This is a genomic window from Massilia sp. ST3, assembly GCF_018119405.1.
Taxonomy (GTDB): Bacteria; Pseudomonadota; Gammaproteobacteria; order Burkholderiales; family Burkholderiaceae_D; genus Telluria.
In genome coordinates this window covers 1-13,454 of sequence record NZ_JAGPWC010000030.1, presented here as the reverse complement: position 1 = coordinate 13,454, position 13,454 = coordinate 1, and the positions used below count along the sequence as shown (strand labels likewise).

At 63.5% G+C, this 13,454-nt stretch carries 15 protein-coding genes and 1 tRNA gene; 4 read left to right on the top strand and 12 right to left on the bottom strand.

Features of this window, described 5'->3' with window-relative positions:
* Position 1 precedes the first annotated feature (1 nt).
* The 4 genes from KBW98_RS12315 to ychF all read right to left on the bottom strand — a co-directional run bounded on the left by KBW98_RS12315 (position 2) and on the right by ychF (position 3,654).
* Positions 2-202, bottom strand: coding sequence for an AlpA family transcriptional regulator (locus tag KBW98_RS12315; RefSeq protein WP_229429150.1), 201 nt, complete (start codon positions 200-202; stop codon positions 2-4).
* A gap of 108 nt (positions 203-310) precedes the next feature.
* Positions 311-1,180, bottom strand: coding sequence for a hypothetical protein (locus tag KBW98_RS12310; RefSeq protein ID WP_211520437.1), 870 nt, complete (start codon positions 1,178-1,180; stop codon positions 311-313).
* On the bottom strand, positions 1,167-2,348 hold the full coding sequence (locus tag KBW98_RS12305; protein WP_211520436.1) for an integrase arm-type DNA-binding domain-containing protein: 1,182 nt from the start codon (positions 2,346-2,348) through the stop codon (positions 1,167-1,169). Before KBW98_RS12305 ends, KBW98_RS12310 begins: the two co-directional genes overlap by 14 nt.
* A gap of 214 nt (positions 2,349-2,562) precedes the next feature.
* Positions 2,563-3,654, bottom strand: coding sequence for a redox-regulated ATPase YchF (ychF, locus tag KBW98_RS12300; RefSeq protein WP_211520435.1), 1,092 nt, complete (start codon positions 3,652-3,654; stop codon positions 2,563-2,565).
* Positions 3,655-3,999: 345 nt separating this feature from the next.
* Between ychF and KBW98_RS12295 the strand changes: the two genes are divergently transcribed.
* Entirely contained in the window at positions 4,000-4,383 is a 384-nt protein-coding gene (locus KBW98_RS12295; protein ID WP_211520434.1) for a Rap1a/Tai family immunity protein, read from the top strand.
* Positions 4,380-4,874: a T6SS effector amidase Tae4 family protein gene (locus KBW98_RS12290; RefSeq protein ID WP_211520433.1), complete on the top strand. Its 495-nt coding sequence runs from the start codon at positions 4,380-4,382 to the stop codon at positions 4,872-4,874. Before KBW98_RS12295 ends, KBW98_RS12290 begins: the two co-directional genes overlap by 4 nt.
* A gap of 23 nt (positions 4,875-4,897) precedes the next feature.
* Here the strand turns inward: KBW98_RS12290 and KBW98_RS12285 are convergent, their stop codons facing one another.
* The gene (locus tag KBW98_RS12285; protein WP_211520432.1) at positions 4,898-5,407 is read right to left on the bottom strand and encodes a GNAT family N-acetyltransferase; all 510 of its coding nucleotides are present in this window, start codon (positions 5,405-5,407) and stop codon (positions 4,898-4,900) included.
* Positions 5,408-5,427: 20 nt separating this feature from the next.
* Positions 5,428-6,525 (bottom strand): patatin-like phospholipase family protein, encoded by a 1,098-nt coding sequence (locus tag KBW98_RS12280; RefSeq protein ID WP_211520431.1) that lies wholly within the window; start codon positions 6,523-6,525, stop codon positions 5,428-5,430.
* 110 nt (positions 6,526-6,635) lie between these two features.
* Between KBW98_RS12280 and KBW98_RS12275 the strand changes: the two genes are divergently transcribed.
* Together KBW98_RS12275 and KBW98_RS24085 are read left to right on the top strand one after the other, a co-directional pair.
* A complete protein-coding gene (locus KBW98_RS12275; RefSeq protein ID WP_211520430.1) occupies positions 6,636-8,492 on the top strand; it encodes a DUF3857 and transglutaminase domain-containing protein in 1,857 nt (618 codons plus the stop codon).
* A 142-nt stretch (positions 8,493-8,634) separates the two neighbouring features.
* Positions 8,635-8,757, top strand: coding sequence for a hypothetical protein (locus tag KBW98_RS24085; RefSeq protein ID WP_267876135.1), 123 nt, complete (start codon positions 8,635-8,637; stop codon positions 8,755-8,757).
* On the opposite strand, the gene pth is transcribed toward KBW98_RS24085, so the two are convergent.
* The 6 genes from pth to lolB all read right to left on the bottom strand — a co-directional run bounded on the left by pth (position 8,754) and on the right by lolB (position 13,403).
* The gene (pth, locus tag KBW98_RS12270) at positions 8,754-9,338 is read right to left on the bottom strand and encodes an aminoacyl-tRNA hydrolase (RefSeq protein WP_211520429.1); all 585 of its coding nucleotides are present in this window, start codon (positions 9,336-9,338) and stop codon (positions 8,754-8,756) included. The two genes, KBW98_RS24085 and pth, sit on opposite strands and share 4 nt — an antisense overlap.
* A 538-nt stretch (positions 9,339-9,876) precedes the next feature.
* On the bottom strand, positions 9,877-10,464 hold the full coding sequence (locus tag KBW98_RS12265) for a 50S ribosomal protein L25/general stress protein Ctc (RefSeq protein WP_211520428.1): 588 nt from the start codon (positions 10,462-10,464) through the stop codon (positions 9,877-9,879).
* Positions 10,465-10,669: 205 nt separating this feature from the next.
* Positions 10,670-11,620: a ribose-phosphate pyrophosphokinase gene (locus KBW98_RS12260; RefSeq protein ID WP_211520427.1), complete on the bottom strand. Its 951-nt coding sequence runs from the start codon at positions 11,618-11,620 to the stop codon at positions 10,670-10,672.
* Between the two features lie 137 nt (positions 11,621-11,757).
* Positions 11,758-11,834: transfer RNA gene (locus KBW98_RS12255), tRNA-Gln, on the bottom strand.
* A gap of 78 nt (positions 11,835-11,912) precedes the next feature.
* Positions 11,913-12,803: a 4-(cytidine 5'-diphospho)-2-C-methyl-D-erythritol kinase gene (gene ispE / locus KBW98_RS12250; protein WP_211520426.1), complete on the bottom strand. Its 891-nt coding sequence runs from the start codon at positions 12,801-12,803 to the stop codon at positions 11,913-11,915.
* A gap of 3 nt (positions 12,804-12,806) precedes the next feature.
* Positions 12,807-13,403, bottom strand: coding sequence for a lipoprotein insertase outer membrane protein LolB (gene lolB, locus KBW98_RS12245; RefSeq protein ID WP_211520425.1), 597 nt, complete (start codon positions 13,401-13,403; stop codon positions 12,807-12,809).
* Positions 13,404-13,454 lie beyond the last annotated feature (51 nt).

Here is a 13,454-nt window from a genome sequence, read left to right as displayed (position 1 = left end):
CTTACTTCACCTCCTGAATCTTGCCGCGCTGAGCAGCTTGGTGCTCCAACCAGGCGTCGATCTCGTGCTCCAGAAAGCCGGCCACGCGGCCGCCTAACTGGATAGGCTGGGGGAAGTCGGCGCTCTTGCACAGCCGCCAGAGGGAGGTGCGGCTGAGTGCGATTTTGTCGCAAACGTCCTGAATTCGCATAACGCGCAGCATGTAATACTCCTCGAAACATTGTGAAAACACCAGAGATGTTGCGCGTCGGGGAGTAATGATGCACGGGCATTAAATGACACCAATCTGCCAGAATTCTTGGCCGATGAACTACTCGTTCTCGGGCGCAAAGTCGGGCAACTGTCCAATGCCGTGGTGGCGATCTGCTGTCAGCTCCTTCAAGCTGACCGTGTATTCGTTCGGCTCTGGGTCGAGGTACGGATGGTCGAATGATCCTGCAGTCCATTCGACATAGGTGAACTTGTCGCGCAGTGGTTTCAGGGCTGACAGCGCGGCGCTTTTAGCACGTACTTCGTGCTCGCCCCCGGCGACAAAGATGGCGGCCAAGCACATCACGGCGTCAGAGGACTGTGGATCACTCTGCTGCTTCTCCGTGCCGCTGTGAGCCACGCGCACTGGCGACCACCCGTGCTTGTGGCACAGGAACACGAACTGGCGCGCTGCCCATCGCTCGGCGATGTTTTCGGGACGCCCGCGCTTGCGTGGTGAGCACAGCCGCTTAGCCCCCTGCTCCAGCCAGCGCAGGTCTTGCCACTGCTGCATGTGGTTCGCGGACCTGGGGCCGTAGGGCTCGCCAGAAACCTCATGCTGGATGCCGAGGTCGTAGCTTCGATGTTCATCCAGCTCGTTCACATAGGCTTGATGGGCAAGGTCTTGCTGGGCCGCCAGCGTGTCCAGATCGCTCTCGGTAAGCCCCTCCAAGGCAAAGCGGAGTTGTTGCGCTGTGAGAGCGATCGCTTCATAGCGCTGCCGCCTTGATTCGCTTTCGTGGGCTTGCTGTCGCAGCGTCGCATACTGTGCCGCCAATGCTGCTGCGGCTTGAGTGAAGGCAAGGCATCCTTCGGACATCTCGCGACCCTCCTGCGTGCCCACCCGGGGAAAATGACGCGCGATCACAGCCGCCAGAGGGGCGAGCGCGATGTCTTTGCGTATGAGCGATCTCATCTTAGCCCTGCTCATGGGCGGCTCTCCATTTATCGAGGTGATCCGCCCAGTCCTGCATCATCACCTGTCGCTCTTCAAAATAGGTAGCGTGGTTGTAGGCGCGTCGTACATTGTTCTGGTCGGAATGCGCCAGCTGGGCTTCGATGGCATCCGGCCGGTATCCCATCTCGTTGAGGCGGGTGCTGCCTGTAGTACGAGTGGCGTGTGGGCTGTAATTCCCGGCCCAGCCGAGCACCTTTAACGCTTGCCGCAGTGATGCAACAGACATCGGGGTGTTGCGGTTGTCACGACCGGGGAACAGATGCTTGCGCTGCCCGGTAAGGGCTTTCAAGCCGCTAAGCATCTCGACGGCTTGCTGCGGCAAAGGCACCAGGTGCTCCTTGCGTGCCTTCATACGCTCAGCTGAGATGCGCCACAAGGCGCGGTCCAAATCGATCTCCGCCCACTCAGCTTCGGCCACCTCGCTCGGGCGCGCAAGTGTCCACCACATCAGCTGCATACAATAGTTGATCTGAAAGGTGCAGCGGTGATTGTTGAAGTCGTTCAACAGCTTGCCGATCTGATCGGTAGTGAGCGCCGTCTTGTGCTGGGTCTTGTTCGAGGGAATGGCCTTGCGCACGGGCCAGACCGGATCACTGTCTGCGCGCAGCGTAGCTACGGCAAACTCGAAAACGGCCGACATGGTGCGACGAGCTTCGGCGGCCACGGTTGGGGCGCCACGCTTCACTGTGCTTTGAAGAATTTCGAGCACGTGGACGGGAGTAATAGCGCGGATAGGCAGTTTGCCAATCGCAGGAAATACGACTCGCTCCAGCATGTCAAGTCGACGGTTCTTAGTGACGTCCTCCCAGTCCTTCGTCTGCAGCCATTCACGCGCCACCAGGGCGAAGGTGATTTCGGCGTCGCTGGCTTGCTTGACACGGTCCAGCTGTCGTTGCTGGGCAGGATTGACGCCTTGCTTTACAAGCTGGCGTGCAGCTTCGCAACGCTCGCGTGCTTCAGCCAAAGTAACGGTTGGGTAGTCACCAAGGGCAAACATGCTGGCTTTACCGTTCAACGTGAACCGGAAGCGCCATGCCTTTACCCCGCTGGGCTTCACCTCAAGGCATAGGCCCCGATAATCGCTAAGACGGTAGAGCTTGAGCTTGGGTTTGGCATGGCGGCAGTGAGAATCAGTCAGCATGGTGAGCACTTTGTAATGGGCACATCGCCATTGTACTCACATATCCTCCATGCCAAAAAGAAACATACTCACCTTCATACTCAATACGAAGATGGCTACCCACGAAACTTCTAGCAACAACAAGAAACAATAAAGCCGCGTAAGTGCGCGGCTTTATTGAGGTTTTTTGGATTTCAGTGTCTTTCCTGATGTTTCAGGAAAACACTTCCACCCATCAGACGTTGAACAGGAAGTTCAACACATCCCCATCCTTGACGATGTATTCCTTGCCTTCGGCGCGCATCTTGCCCGCTTCCTTGGCGCCGGCCTCGCCCTTCAGGGCGATGTAGTCTTCGTAGGCGATCGTCTGGGCGCGGATGAAGCCGCGTTCGAAGTCGGTGTGGATCACGCCGGCCGCCTGCGGGGCGGTGGCGCCGACTTTCACGGTCCAGGCGCGCACTTCCTTCACGCCCGCCGTGAAATAGGTCTGCAGGCCGAGCAGCTTGTAGGCGGCGCGGATCAGGCGGTCGAGGCCCGGTTCTTCCATGCCCATGTCGGACAGGAAGGCGGCCTTGTCGGTGTCGTCGAGGTCGGCGATTTCCGATTCGATGGCGGCGCTGATCGCGACGATCGGCGCGTTCTGCTTCTGCGCGAAGGCGGTCAGCTGGTCCAGCATCGGGTTGTTGGTAAAGCCGGTATCGGAGACATTGGCCACGTACATCGCCGGCTTGGCCGTGATCAGGAACAGCTGCTTGATCATGGCCATCTCGTCGGCGTCCAGGCCCATGGTGCGCACCGGCTGGCCTTCGTTCAGGTGCGGCAGCAGGCGTTCGCAGATGGCGACCAGCTTGGCCGCGTCCTTGTCGCCCGAGCGCGCCTTCTTGTTTTCGCGGTGGATCGCCTTCTCGACGGCGCCCAGGTCGGCCAGTGCCAGTTCGGTCTGGATGACTTCGATGTCGTCGATCGGGCTGACCTTGCCGGCCACGTGGATCACGTTGTCGTCCTCGAAGCAGCGCACCACGTTGACGATGGCGTCGGTCTCGCGGATATGCGACAGGAACTGGTTACCCAGGCCCTCGCCTTTCGACGCACCGGCCACCAGGCCGGCGATGTCGACGAATTCGACGATGGCCGGCACGATGCGTTCCGGCTTGACGATGTCGGCCAGCGCCTGCATGCGCGGATCCGGCACCTCGACCACGCCCACGTTCGGCTCGATGGTGCAGAACGGGTAGTTTTCAGCCGGGATGCCGGCCTTGGTCAGCGCATTGAACAGGGTGGACTTGCCGACGTTGGGCAAGCCGACGATGCCGCATTTGAGGCTCATGGGAATTCTTTCTCTCTGTAGACGCAGGCGGTCACAAGGCCGCCCTCAAACCTCACATTGTACCTCTGGACGGGGTGTATTGCCCAAAAACCGACCGCGCGACACAACAGTTCGGGCCACAGCATGACATCTTGATACCGCAGTGGAACCGAAGGCCTGCCCTGGGTTGGCTCATCATGGAGGTGGGACAAGAGATCAGGCATGCCGGCCGTTTCCTTGCTTTCTGCCAAGGAGTCCGCAATGCCCTTGCTGAACAATCTCACTTGCTGACATGCCTGCGGAGCCATGATGCCGAGACTATGCCTTTCACCTTCTACGCTGTTTCTCATCTTGGCAGCAGGCGCAATGCCGAGCCAGGCACAAGAGGCATCCACCAATCCATGGATGACGGGCGAACGGCTCGTCAAGCTCATGGGTAACGTCAATCCCGCCGAGCTGGCGTGGACACCGGAAAGCCCTTTCCCCAGTAGCGCAATGGCCGCCGAATACCGCGACATGCTGAACGGCGAGTTTGTCCAAGGCTACTTGCACGCTTTGCACGATGCAAGCGAAGGCAAGGAATGGTGCTGGAGCCGGCACAAGCCAAAGCCGGACACGCTCATCAGCGCCGCAACGCACAGCCTGCAGCGGATGCCAGCCCACCAGCTCGAGCGCAATGCGGCCGATCTGGTCATTGAAGTATGGCGCAAGACCTGGCCTTGCCCTGCCAACCAGCGGAGGAAACCATGAAAGTTCCGTACGCCACCCTCAGGATGCACTTCCCCGATACCACCAACGTGCCCCCCGATGAGTTGTACCAATGGATCGGCTATCCGGAAAACGCGTCTGATCCGAATTTCCGGAACACGTGCGCCATCCGGCTCAGCCTGGCCCTGCTCGGCGCCGGCTATCCGAATCCCGGGGCATGGCCGATCAAAGCCGGAAAATACAAGGGCCGCGCCATCGAAACCAGGCAGCGCACACTGAGCAACTGGTTAGTGCGCAAGCTCGGTCAGCCCGAGAAATTCGGCAGCGGCAAAGAGGCCGAAGACAAGGTCGGACCACGCCGAGGCATCATTTCGTTTTTCAGCATTTATGGGGACCTTAATCCACAAGGGCACATTGCCATCGTCGCGAAAGACCGCTGGGGCCTGTACACGCGCTGCGGGAACGAGTTGGACGGCTCGATGACTGGCTGCTACTGGAGCTCCCGCGAAGTCTGGTTCTGGGAACTCCGGTAATCGACCTCTCTCCAGACGATCCCCTAGGGACCGGACTGCTCAATGGGACGCGTCATGACGTAGGCGTCGACATAGCCCAGCTCCCGATGCAGAAAGGCTTCCCGCAAGGCTCCCGCTACGACGAACCCATGCTTCTCGTAGAGCGCGACCGCAGGCCGGTTTGTCGAAACGACAAAATTGAACTGTATCGAACGGAAACCGGCGGCGCCGGCCAGCCGGATCGATTCGCGCAGCATTGCGCCGCCGATGCCTTTTCCCTGCATGTCGGGCCGCACCAGATAGGTCGCGCTGCCGACGTGCGAGGCCCGCCCTGGGAGATTGGCATTGAGTTTGAACATGCCGACGACCTCGCCCTCGAACAAGACCACATGGGCCTGCACGCTGGTCGCCAGCCACATCGCGTCGAAGGCGCTGTCCGGGGTGTCTTCGGTAAACGGCAGCGCATCGCCGGCGCGGCATACTTCGCGAAACAGGGCCGCCATCGCATCGCGATGTCCCGCTTGCGCAGGTACGAAGTTCACGGGAAGGGTCATGGTTAGCAATTCCTATCGGGTCAGATCGGCTGGATGCGCGCCAAGTCGGGCCGTTCGGCGAAAGCCGCCAGCTCGTCGCGCAGCCTTTCCCCTTCGCCGATGGCGCGCTGCCAGTTGCGGATGCGCGCATCGTGGTCGAGGCCGTAAAATGAAAAATCGTTCCGGTCCGGCAGCTTGCCGCGCGGGAGGGTCTTCAGGAATGCCTCGGATGGAGCGACGATCACGACGTTGTCCAGCCAGCCGCGGTTCGCGCCACGCGCGGCCCTGCGCCACGGCAGGCCCTTGTCGAGCCAGCCCGGCACGATGTGCGGCGTGAAGTGCGGATAGAGCACGATGTCGCTGCGCCCTTCCCCGGCGGCGCGCGCATACGGCAGCGCCAGGTGGTAGTCAATGACGCCGCCGTCCCAATAATGGCCGGGCGGCAGCGCGGCGATGGCGGTCACCGGCTTCATGATGAGCGGCAGAGTGCCCGAGGCCAGCAGGCCGGAAGCCAGGTTCTCGCGGCTCAAGGTAGAGAAATGGGTGGTGAAGGCGTCGAAGCGCTCGCGCAGCCAGGGGGCGCTGGAACGCCGGTCGCCGATCACCACGCGCTCCATCAGCCGGCCCAGCCAGGCGCGCGAGCCGATGTTGTGCAGCGCCGCCGAGGCGAAGCCGCGCAGCTCGGCATAGCGGTGCGCCGGCGCGGCCAGCGAGCGCAGCCCGCGCACGGTCAGCAGGTGCAGGCGGTGGTGCGGGTGGTTGACGATGTCGTCCTCATGCCCACACACGAATTCGCCGAGCAGGCCCTGCACCACCTGGTCGATCTCCTGCTGGCTCGGCTTCTTGCTGGTATAGCGCTGGCCGGCGTACAGCTCGCCCAGGCGCGCGAAAGCCTTGACCGGGTCCTTCTGGCAGGCGGCGGCCATGCGCCAGGCGCCGATCGAGGAGCCGATCAGGGTGCGCTCGCGCGGGGCGCCGGGGAACCATTCGCCGAACATCCATTGATCGAGCGACTGGAAGATCAGGCCTTTCGGACCGCCCGCCGCGGCGGGCACGATGGCGATGTCCTGGGCGCGCAAGCCCTGCGCGCGGATGTGCGCGAGCGCGAGCGGCCCGGCGTGGAAGGTAAGCGACTTCATGGACGAAATTATCGCAGAAGGCGGGCCGCACCCGGGAATGCTTGCGCCGGCTCAAACATCGCTTGTGGTCTCTACGTAACATGGATCGGTCGCGTGCCCGGAGATCGTCCATGCCCTTCCGCCTCGTCGTCCTGTCGTGCCTGCTATGGCTGCTCCTGCCCATCCATCCGGCCCAGGGGCGCGACACCGGCACCGATCATTCGGTCATCGTCGAGCGCTACGTCCAGCATTTCGTGGTCGAGCCGGACGGCAGCTACCTGCTCACGGTCGAGCAGGTCAAGACCCTGGCGGCGCGCGAGGCGGTGCACGATCATGCGCAGTACTACATCGGCTACAACCAGTCGCTCGACGAAGTCGTGTCGATCGAGGCTCATACCGAAAAGGCCGACGGCCGCCGCCTGGCGGTGCAGCCGCACCAGATCCGCGACCAGCAGGAAAGCGCGAGCGTCGAAGCGCCGATGTTCCAGGACACGCGCCTGAAGATCATCGTGTTTCCCGACGTGCAGCCGGGCGACCGGGTGGCGGTGCGCTATGTGCTGCGGCGCCACACCCCGCTCTTCCCCGGCCAGTTCGAAGACCTGTCCTCGGCGCGCTTCTACCCCCACCGCGACTACCGCCTGATCTACGACATGCCGCCAGGGATGACGCTCTATGCCGACGCCGCCGGCTTCGCGCCGCTGCCGGATGCGAGCCCGCCCGGACGGCGGCGCTACCAGTGGCGCTACGTGGACGGCGAGAACGCCCGCATCGAGCTCGATTCGGTCAGCTACCTGGACTACGGCAAACGCCTGGCGGTGTCCACCTTCCCTGACTATGCGGCCTTCGCGCGCGCCTATCATGTACGCGCCGCCGCCAAGGCCCTCCCCAATACCAATATCGCCGCCCTGGCCGCCTCGGTCACGCGCGGCATCGCCGACCCGCAGGCGCGCGCCGTGGCGCTGTCGGACTGGGTGCGCCGGAACATCCGCTATGTCGGTGTCTACCTGGGCCCGGGCGGGGTAGTGCCGCATGAGGCGTCCAGCGTCCTGATCAACCGCTACGGCGATTGCAAGGACCACGCCGCCCTGCTCGAAGCGCTGCTGCGCGCCAGCGGCATCGAGGCGACGGCCGGGCTGGTCAACAACGGCGACGCCTATCGCCTGCCCGACGTGCCCACTTTGGGCGTGCTGAACCATGCCATCGTCTACGTCCCCGCCCTGCAGCTGTTCCTGGACCCGACCGCCGAATCGGTGGCGGGCGGCTTCCTGCCGCCTTCCCTGCTGGGCAAGCCTGTCCTGCTGAGCAATAGCGGCGCCTTCGCCATGACGCCCAGCTGGCAGCCCTCGCGCAGCCGCACCAGCACCCGCTTCGACATCCTGGCCGACGGCAGTAGCCGCTTCAAGGCCACGCGCACCAGCAGCGGCGCCTCGGCCGAGCCCTACCGGCGCGTGGTGCGCACCACCCCGCAGGCCGAGCGCGAGCGCTTCGTCGAACGCATGCTGCAGGGATTGGGGCAGCAGGGAGCGGGCGTGTTCGAGCCGGGCGACACCGACGGCGCGAGCGACGACTATACGCTCTCGTTCTCGGGCAGCAGCGGGGCCTTCGCCCACTTCCCGGGGCCGGTCGGCCTGGCGACCACGTATAACTTCTGGGGCGGGCTGGGCGATGCGGTGTCCGGCTTCATCCAGGAACCGGAGCGCCGGCAGGACTTCGTCTGCCCGGCCATCGACGCCGAGGATGAGCTGCAGTTCCGCCTGCCGCCGCGCGCGCGGGTGCTGGCGCTGCCGCGTCCGCTGGTGGTCGAGGATGGGAATTTTGCCTACCGCTCACGCTATGCGCGGCGCGGCAATACGGTCCTGGTGACGCGCCGCCTGCAGTTCCGGCACACGCAGGCCACCTGCTCGCCGGACGACTACCGGCGCATGCGGCCGGCGCTGGAAAGAATCATGCGCGACCTGCGGACGCAGGTGGTGATCGAGAAAAGCTGAGGCTATTCCTAGCAGAACCGTCAGCTTGCTACGAGCGCAAGAGGCTTCGTACACTGGAGCCGACAGGCGCCGCAAGGACGGCGCATTTTTTGATCGGTAGTCACCCATGAAATTTTTCACCACGGACCCCAATGGGGTGTTCATGACAGCGTCCGCGATCGTACTCGTGTGGGCCGCCGCCTTCGGCTTCGGCGCCCATGCGGGTTACACGGCGGTGCGCGACTACTACTACGCCCAGGATGTGAAACCCGCCGCAGACCGCTAGTTGGTGTGCAGCTGCATGGTTGCCACGTCGAGCTTGCCTTCGCAGGCGAGCGGGATGATACGCAGGCTCTTGTCGATCGATTCCTCGATCAAGATCTGTTCTTCGCGGCGCGGGCGGTGCAGCACGAAGTCGGCCACGCCCTGCTGCAGGTTGAGACTGCGCGGGTGGCCGATGCCGATGCGCAGGCGCCAGTAATCCTGGGTGCCGAGGGCGGACGTGATGTCCTTCAGGCCGTTGTGGCCGCCGGAGGAACCGCCTTTCTTGAGCTTGGCGACGCCGGGCAGCATGTCGAGCTCGTCGTGCACGACCAGGATTTCGTCCGGATTGATCTTGTAGAAGCGCGCCAGGGCGCCGACCGACTGGCCGGAGCGGTTCATGTAGGTCAGGGGCTCGAGCAGCCACACTTCATTGCCGGCGATACGGGTCTTGGCGACCATGGCGTTGAAGCGCGCTTCACGCTGCAGACGGCAGCCCGGCAGCGAGTTGGCCAGGTTGTCGACCAGCCAGAAGCCGGCGTTGTGGCGGGTTTGTTCGTATTCGGGGCCGGGGTTGCCGAGGCCGACGATCAGGCGGATGGACATGCTGTCTACTTTGATTCTGGGAAAAACAGGATTATCGCTGAAAAAGCCGGGGGCACGCCTTTCGTAGGGTGGGCGGCTCCACTCGGAGAGTCGATCAGCCCGTCCGTTAGCGCCGCCCACGCGTTCAAGCAACGCTCATGCAGCCCGCGCGTCTGCTCATCCGCTTGTTGGACGCGTGGGCGGCGTCGAAGTCCCGGGCCAACTCCATTGCCGGGTGTAGCCGCCCACCCTACCAATCTGGGGAAAACAGGTTTATCGCTGAAAAAGCCGGGGACATGCCTTTCGTAGGGTGGGCGGCTCCACCCGGAGAGTCGAGCGGCCCGTCCGTTGGCGCCGCCCACGCGTTCAACCAACGCTCATGCAGCCCGCGCGTCTGCTCATCCGCTTGTTGGACGCGTGGGCGGCGTCGAAGTCCCAGGTCAATCCCATTACCGGGTGTAGCCGCCCACCCTACAAAACTCCGCCAATAAAAAACCCGCCGGGCAAGCCGCGGCGGGTTTTGTTCCGGCGCGCCGCTTGCGCGGCGCGGGAAAGATGCTTACTCAGCAGCGGCTTCAGCCGATGCCGCGCCACGCGGGATGGTCGAGGTGGCGATGGTCAGGTCCTGGCCGTGGGTGACCGCGGTCACGCCTTCCGGCAGGGTCAGGTCGCTCACGTGGACCGACTGGCCAGCTTCCAGCTTGCTCAGGTCGACTTCGATGAACTCAGGCAGCTTGCCCGGCAGGCAGGCGACGTCCAGCTCGTTCAGAACGTGCGAGATGACAGCGCTGTTCAGCTTGACGGCCGGCGAGATCTCGGCGTTGACGAAGTGCAGGGTGACCTTGGTGTGGATCGGCTTCGAAGCGTCGACGCGCTGGAAGTCAGCGTGCAGGACCAGTTGCTTGTATGCGTGCATCTGGAAGTCGCGCAGCAGGACTTGCTGGGTCTTGCCTTCGATTTCGAGGTCCAGGATCGAACCGTGGAAAGCTTCTTTCTTGAGCGCGTGGTACAACGCGTTGCCGTCCAGGGCGATCAGTTGCGGGGCGTCGGCGCCACCGTAGATGATGCCTGGGGTCTGGCCAGCGTTGCGCAGGCGGCGGCTCGCTCCGGTCCCCTGCTGAGTGCGGTTGAATGCGACTACTTTCATGTGAAACTCCAAAAATAAACGGGCCCCGCATGCCGGAGAACCTTCCCCGGCCCGGTTGCCCAGAGTGGCGGCCATCCCCGCGACCAGGGACAGCCAAGAAATGAGCGCCGATACTGCGCACTCAAGAAATACTGTGAATCTTTTATACGTCAACGGCGCGCCGGCTTTTGAGCCAGGCGCGCCGCGAAAATCCAGCGGGTAGTGCTTAGTCGACGAACAGCGAGATCACCGAGTCGCCTTTCACGATCCGCTTGAAGGTCTCGGCCAGCAGTGGTGCGCTGGTGAGCTGGCGGATCTTGGTGCAGGCGGCGCCGGCGGCGCTCAGCGGGATGGTGTCGGTGACAACCAGTTCGTCCAGCGGCGAGTTCGAGATACGCTCGATCGCCGGGCCCGACAGCACCGGGTGCGTGCAGTAAGCGACCACTTTCTTGGCGCCGCGCTCTTTCAGCACTTCGGCAGCCTTGCACAGCGTGCCTGCGGTGTCGACCATGTCGTCCATGATCACGCAGTTGCGGCCTTCGACTTCACCGATGATGTTCATGACTTCCGACACGTTCGCCTTCGGGCGGCGCTTGTCGATGATCGCCAGGTCGCAGCCCAGGCGCTTCGCCAGCGCACGGGCGCGCACCACGCCGCCAACGTCCGGCGACACGACCAGCAGGTCGTCGTAGTTGCGCTTCTGCAGGTCGCCCAGCAGGATCGGGGAAGCGTAGATGTTGTCGACCGGGATGTCGAAGAAGCCCTGGATCTGGTCGGCGTGCAGGTCCATGATCAGGACGCGCTCGACGCCGGCTTCTTCCAGCATGTTGGCCACGACTTTGGCCGAGATCGCCACACGCGCCGAACGCGGACGGCGGTCCTGGCGGGCATAGCCGAAATAGGGAATGGCGGCGGTGATGCGGCCCGCCGATGCGCGCTTGAGCGCGTCAACCATCAGGATGATTTCCATCAGGTTGTCATTGGTGGGAGCGCAGGTCGACTGCAGAACGAACACGTCCTTGCCACGAACGTTCTCGTTGATTTCGACCATGACTTCGCCGTCAGAGAACTTCGAGACCACGGCCTTGCCGAGAGGGATGCCGAGGTTTTTTGCGACCCCTTCTGCTAGTGCCGGATTGGCATTGCCGGTAAAAACCATCAGGTTTTCGTAAGCCATGGGAGTCCCAAGAGATGAAGGGTTGATACTGGAAAAACAATCAGCCGGAAGGTCCGGCTGATTAGGCTTGTGGCGGGCGATGTCGCCGCCGGGATTTCCTTGCTGGACGCATTCGCATCGACAGACCAAGAAAACTTTGGCAGGGGAACAAGGATTCGAACCTTGGTATGCCGGAATCAAAATCCGGTGCCTTAACCAGCTTGGCGATTCCCCTACACGAACTTTACTGCTTGTCGCTGCGATCTACATTGTAGCGTCTAACGCGTCGACAGGCAGGATTTTATTCTATAACTCACTGATTTTGCAAGAGCGATTTCATCAGTGGGTGACTCTTCAGCGACTTGGCCTTCCATGCCGTCCACTTTCCTGGCATGGCCGCCAACACCCGGTCGGCAGCGGCTTCGCTGGAGAACGCGCAGAATACGCACGCCCCTGAGCCAGTCATCCTGGCATCGCCGTAGCCGCTCAACCATTCAACCGCCTCTGCTACCGGCGGGAACAGGCGCATGGCCACGTCCTGCAAATCATTCTTTCCGAAGCTCAACCGACTGCCTGAATCGGCGTAGCTGCTGGAAAAGTCCGCTATTATGACGGGCTCCGTATTTCTTGTCAAATCGGGCGCCGAAAAAATCGCCGGCGTCGGCACCGCCACACCCGGCTCGATCACCACGTACCAGCAGTCGGGGCCCGGCACCGCCTGCAGCGCTTCGCCCACCCCTTCCGCGAACGCCGTCTCGCCGAACAGGAAGAAGGGAATGTCGGCGCCCAGCGGCAGGCCGAGGTCCATCAGCTCCTGCCGGCTCAGGCCCGCCTGCCACAAATGGTTGGCCGCCATCAGCGCGGTGGCGGCGTCGGACGAACCGCCGCCCAGCCCTCCTCCCATCGGCAGGATCTTCTCGACCGCGACCTCGATGCCGGGCGGCAGGCGGCCGTGGCGGCGTACGTACTCGGCCTGCAGCAGGCGCAGCGCGCGCACGATCAGGTCCTGCTCCTGGGGCACGCCTTTCACTTCGGTGGTGCGGACGATCTGCTCGTCCTCACGCAGGTCGAAATGCAGGGTGTCGGCGCGGTCGATCAGCTGGAACACGCTTTGCAGCAGGTGGTAGCCATCGGCGCGGCGGCCGACCACGTGCAGGAACAAGTTGAGCTTGGCCGGAGCCGGGCAATGGTGCAGCGAACGCATGGATCAGCCCGCCGGAGTGATGACGATGCGGATCGCCAGGTCCTGGATGTCGTCGGCGGCGCTGCGCTCGGCGTCGATGCGGCGCGGCAGCGGCTGGGCGCTGGTCTCGTCCTGCCAGGACACGAAGCGCAGGCGCCAGCCGTCCTTGGTCACCACGCTGTTGTTGGCCGGCGAGGCGGCGAAGCGCTTGCCGTCGGCGTCCAGCGCATAGCCTTGCAGCCAGTCGCGCAGGCCCGAGACCGGCAGGGTCCAGCCCAGGGTCTGCTGGGTCAGGCTGTCGATGTCGGCGGCCGTGCGCGGCGCGCGGTCGGCCTGGGTCAGCGTCGCGCCTTCCGGCGTCACGGCGATGGTGGCCAGGGTCTGGCCCAGTGGAGAAGCCAGGCTGACGTCGATGCGGCCGGGGCGCTGTTCCCAGCTGAAGTTGCCAGTGAGCGATTCCTGGCGGCCGTCCTTGATGTAGTTCACCGACAGCTTGCCGTCCAGGGCGATGGTCTCGCGGTAGGCGCCGACGGTGGCGGTGGACAGGGGAGCGCCGGTGGTGGCGCAGCCGGCCAGGGCGGCGGCGAGAGCAATGAGGGAAAGACGTCGGGTAATCAGCATCGGTAGAGGTTCGGTAGGGTTGGCGGGGGGGGCCCCCCCCCCCCGGGGGTG

Bases quoted from the DNA above. Each gene is read 5' to 3' on its own strand.
- KBW98_RS12315 (WP_229429150.1), bottom strand. From the start codon at position 202: ATGCTGCGCGTTATGCGAATTCAGGACGTTTGCGACAAAATCGCACTC.
- KBW98_RS12310 (WP_211520437.1), bottom strand. From the start codon at position 1,180: ATGAGCAGGGCTAAGATGAGATCGCTCATACGCAAAGACATCGCGCTC.
- KBW98_RS12305 (WP_211520436.1), bottom strand. From the start codon at position 2,348: ATGCTGACTGATTCTCACTGCCGCCATGCCAAACCCAAGCTCAAGCTC.
- ychF (WP_211520435.1), bottom strand. From the start codon at position 3,654: ATGAGCCTCAAATGCGGCATCGTCGGCTTGCCCAACGTCGGCAAGTCC.
- KBW98_RS12295 (WP_211520434.1), top strand. From the start codon at position 4,000: ATGCCGAGCCAGGCACAAGAGGCATCCACCAATCCATGGATGACGGGC.
- KBW98_RS12290 (WP_211520433.1), top strand. From the start codon at position 4,380: ATGAAAGTTCCGTACGCCACCCTCAGGATGCACTTCCCCGATACCACC.
- KBW98_RS12285 (WP_211520432.1), bottom strand. From the start codon at position 5,407: ATGACCCTTCCCGTGAACTTCGTACCTGCGCAAGCGGGACATCGCGAT.
- KBW98_RS12280 (WP_211520431.1), bottom strand. From the start codon at position 6,525: ATGAAGTCGCTTACCTTCCACGCCGGGCCGCTCGCGCTCGCGCACATC.
- KBW98_RS12275 (WP_211520430.1), top strand. From the start codon at position 6,636: ATGCCCTTCCGCCTCGTCGTCCTGTCGTGCCTGCTATGGCTGCTCCTG.
- KBW98_RS24085 (WP_267876135.1), top strand. From the start codon at position 8,635: ATGACAGCGTCCGCGATCGTACTCGTGTGGGCCGCCGCCTTCGGCTTC.
- pth (WP_211520429.1), bottom strand. From the start codon at position 9,338: ATGTCCATCCGCCTGATCGTCGGCCTCGGCAACCCCGGCCCCGAATAC.
- KBW98_RS12265 (WP_211520428.1), bottom strand. From the start codon at position 10,464: ATGAAAGTAGTCGCATTCAACCGCACTCAGCAGGGGACCGGAGCGAGC.
- KBW98_RS12260 (WP_211520427.1), bottom strand. From the start codon at position 11,620: ATGGCTTACGAAAACCTGATGGTTTTTACCGGCAATGCCAATCCGGCA.
- ispE (WP_211520426.1), bottom strand. From the start codon at position 12,803: ATGCGTTCGCTGCACCATTGCCCGGCTCCGGCCAAGCTCAACTTGTTC.
- lolB (WP_211520425.1), bottom strand. From the start codon at position 13,403: ATGCTGATTACCCGACGTCTTTCCCTCATTGCTCTCGCCGCCGCCCTG.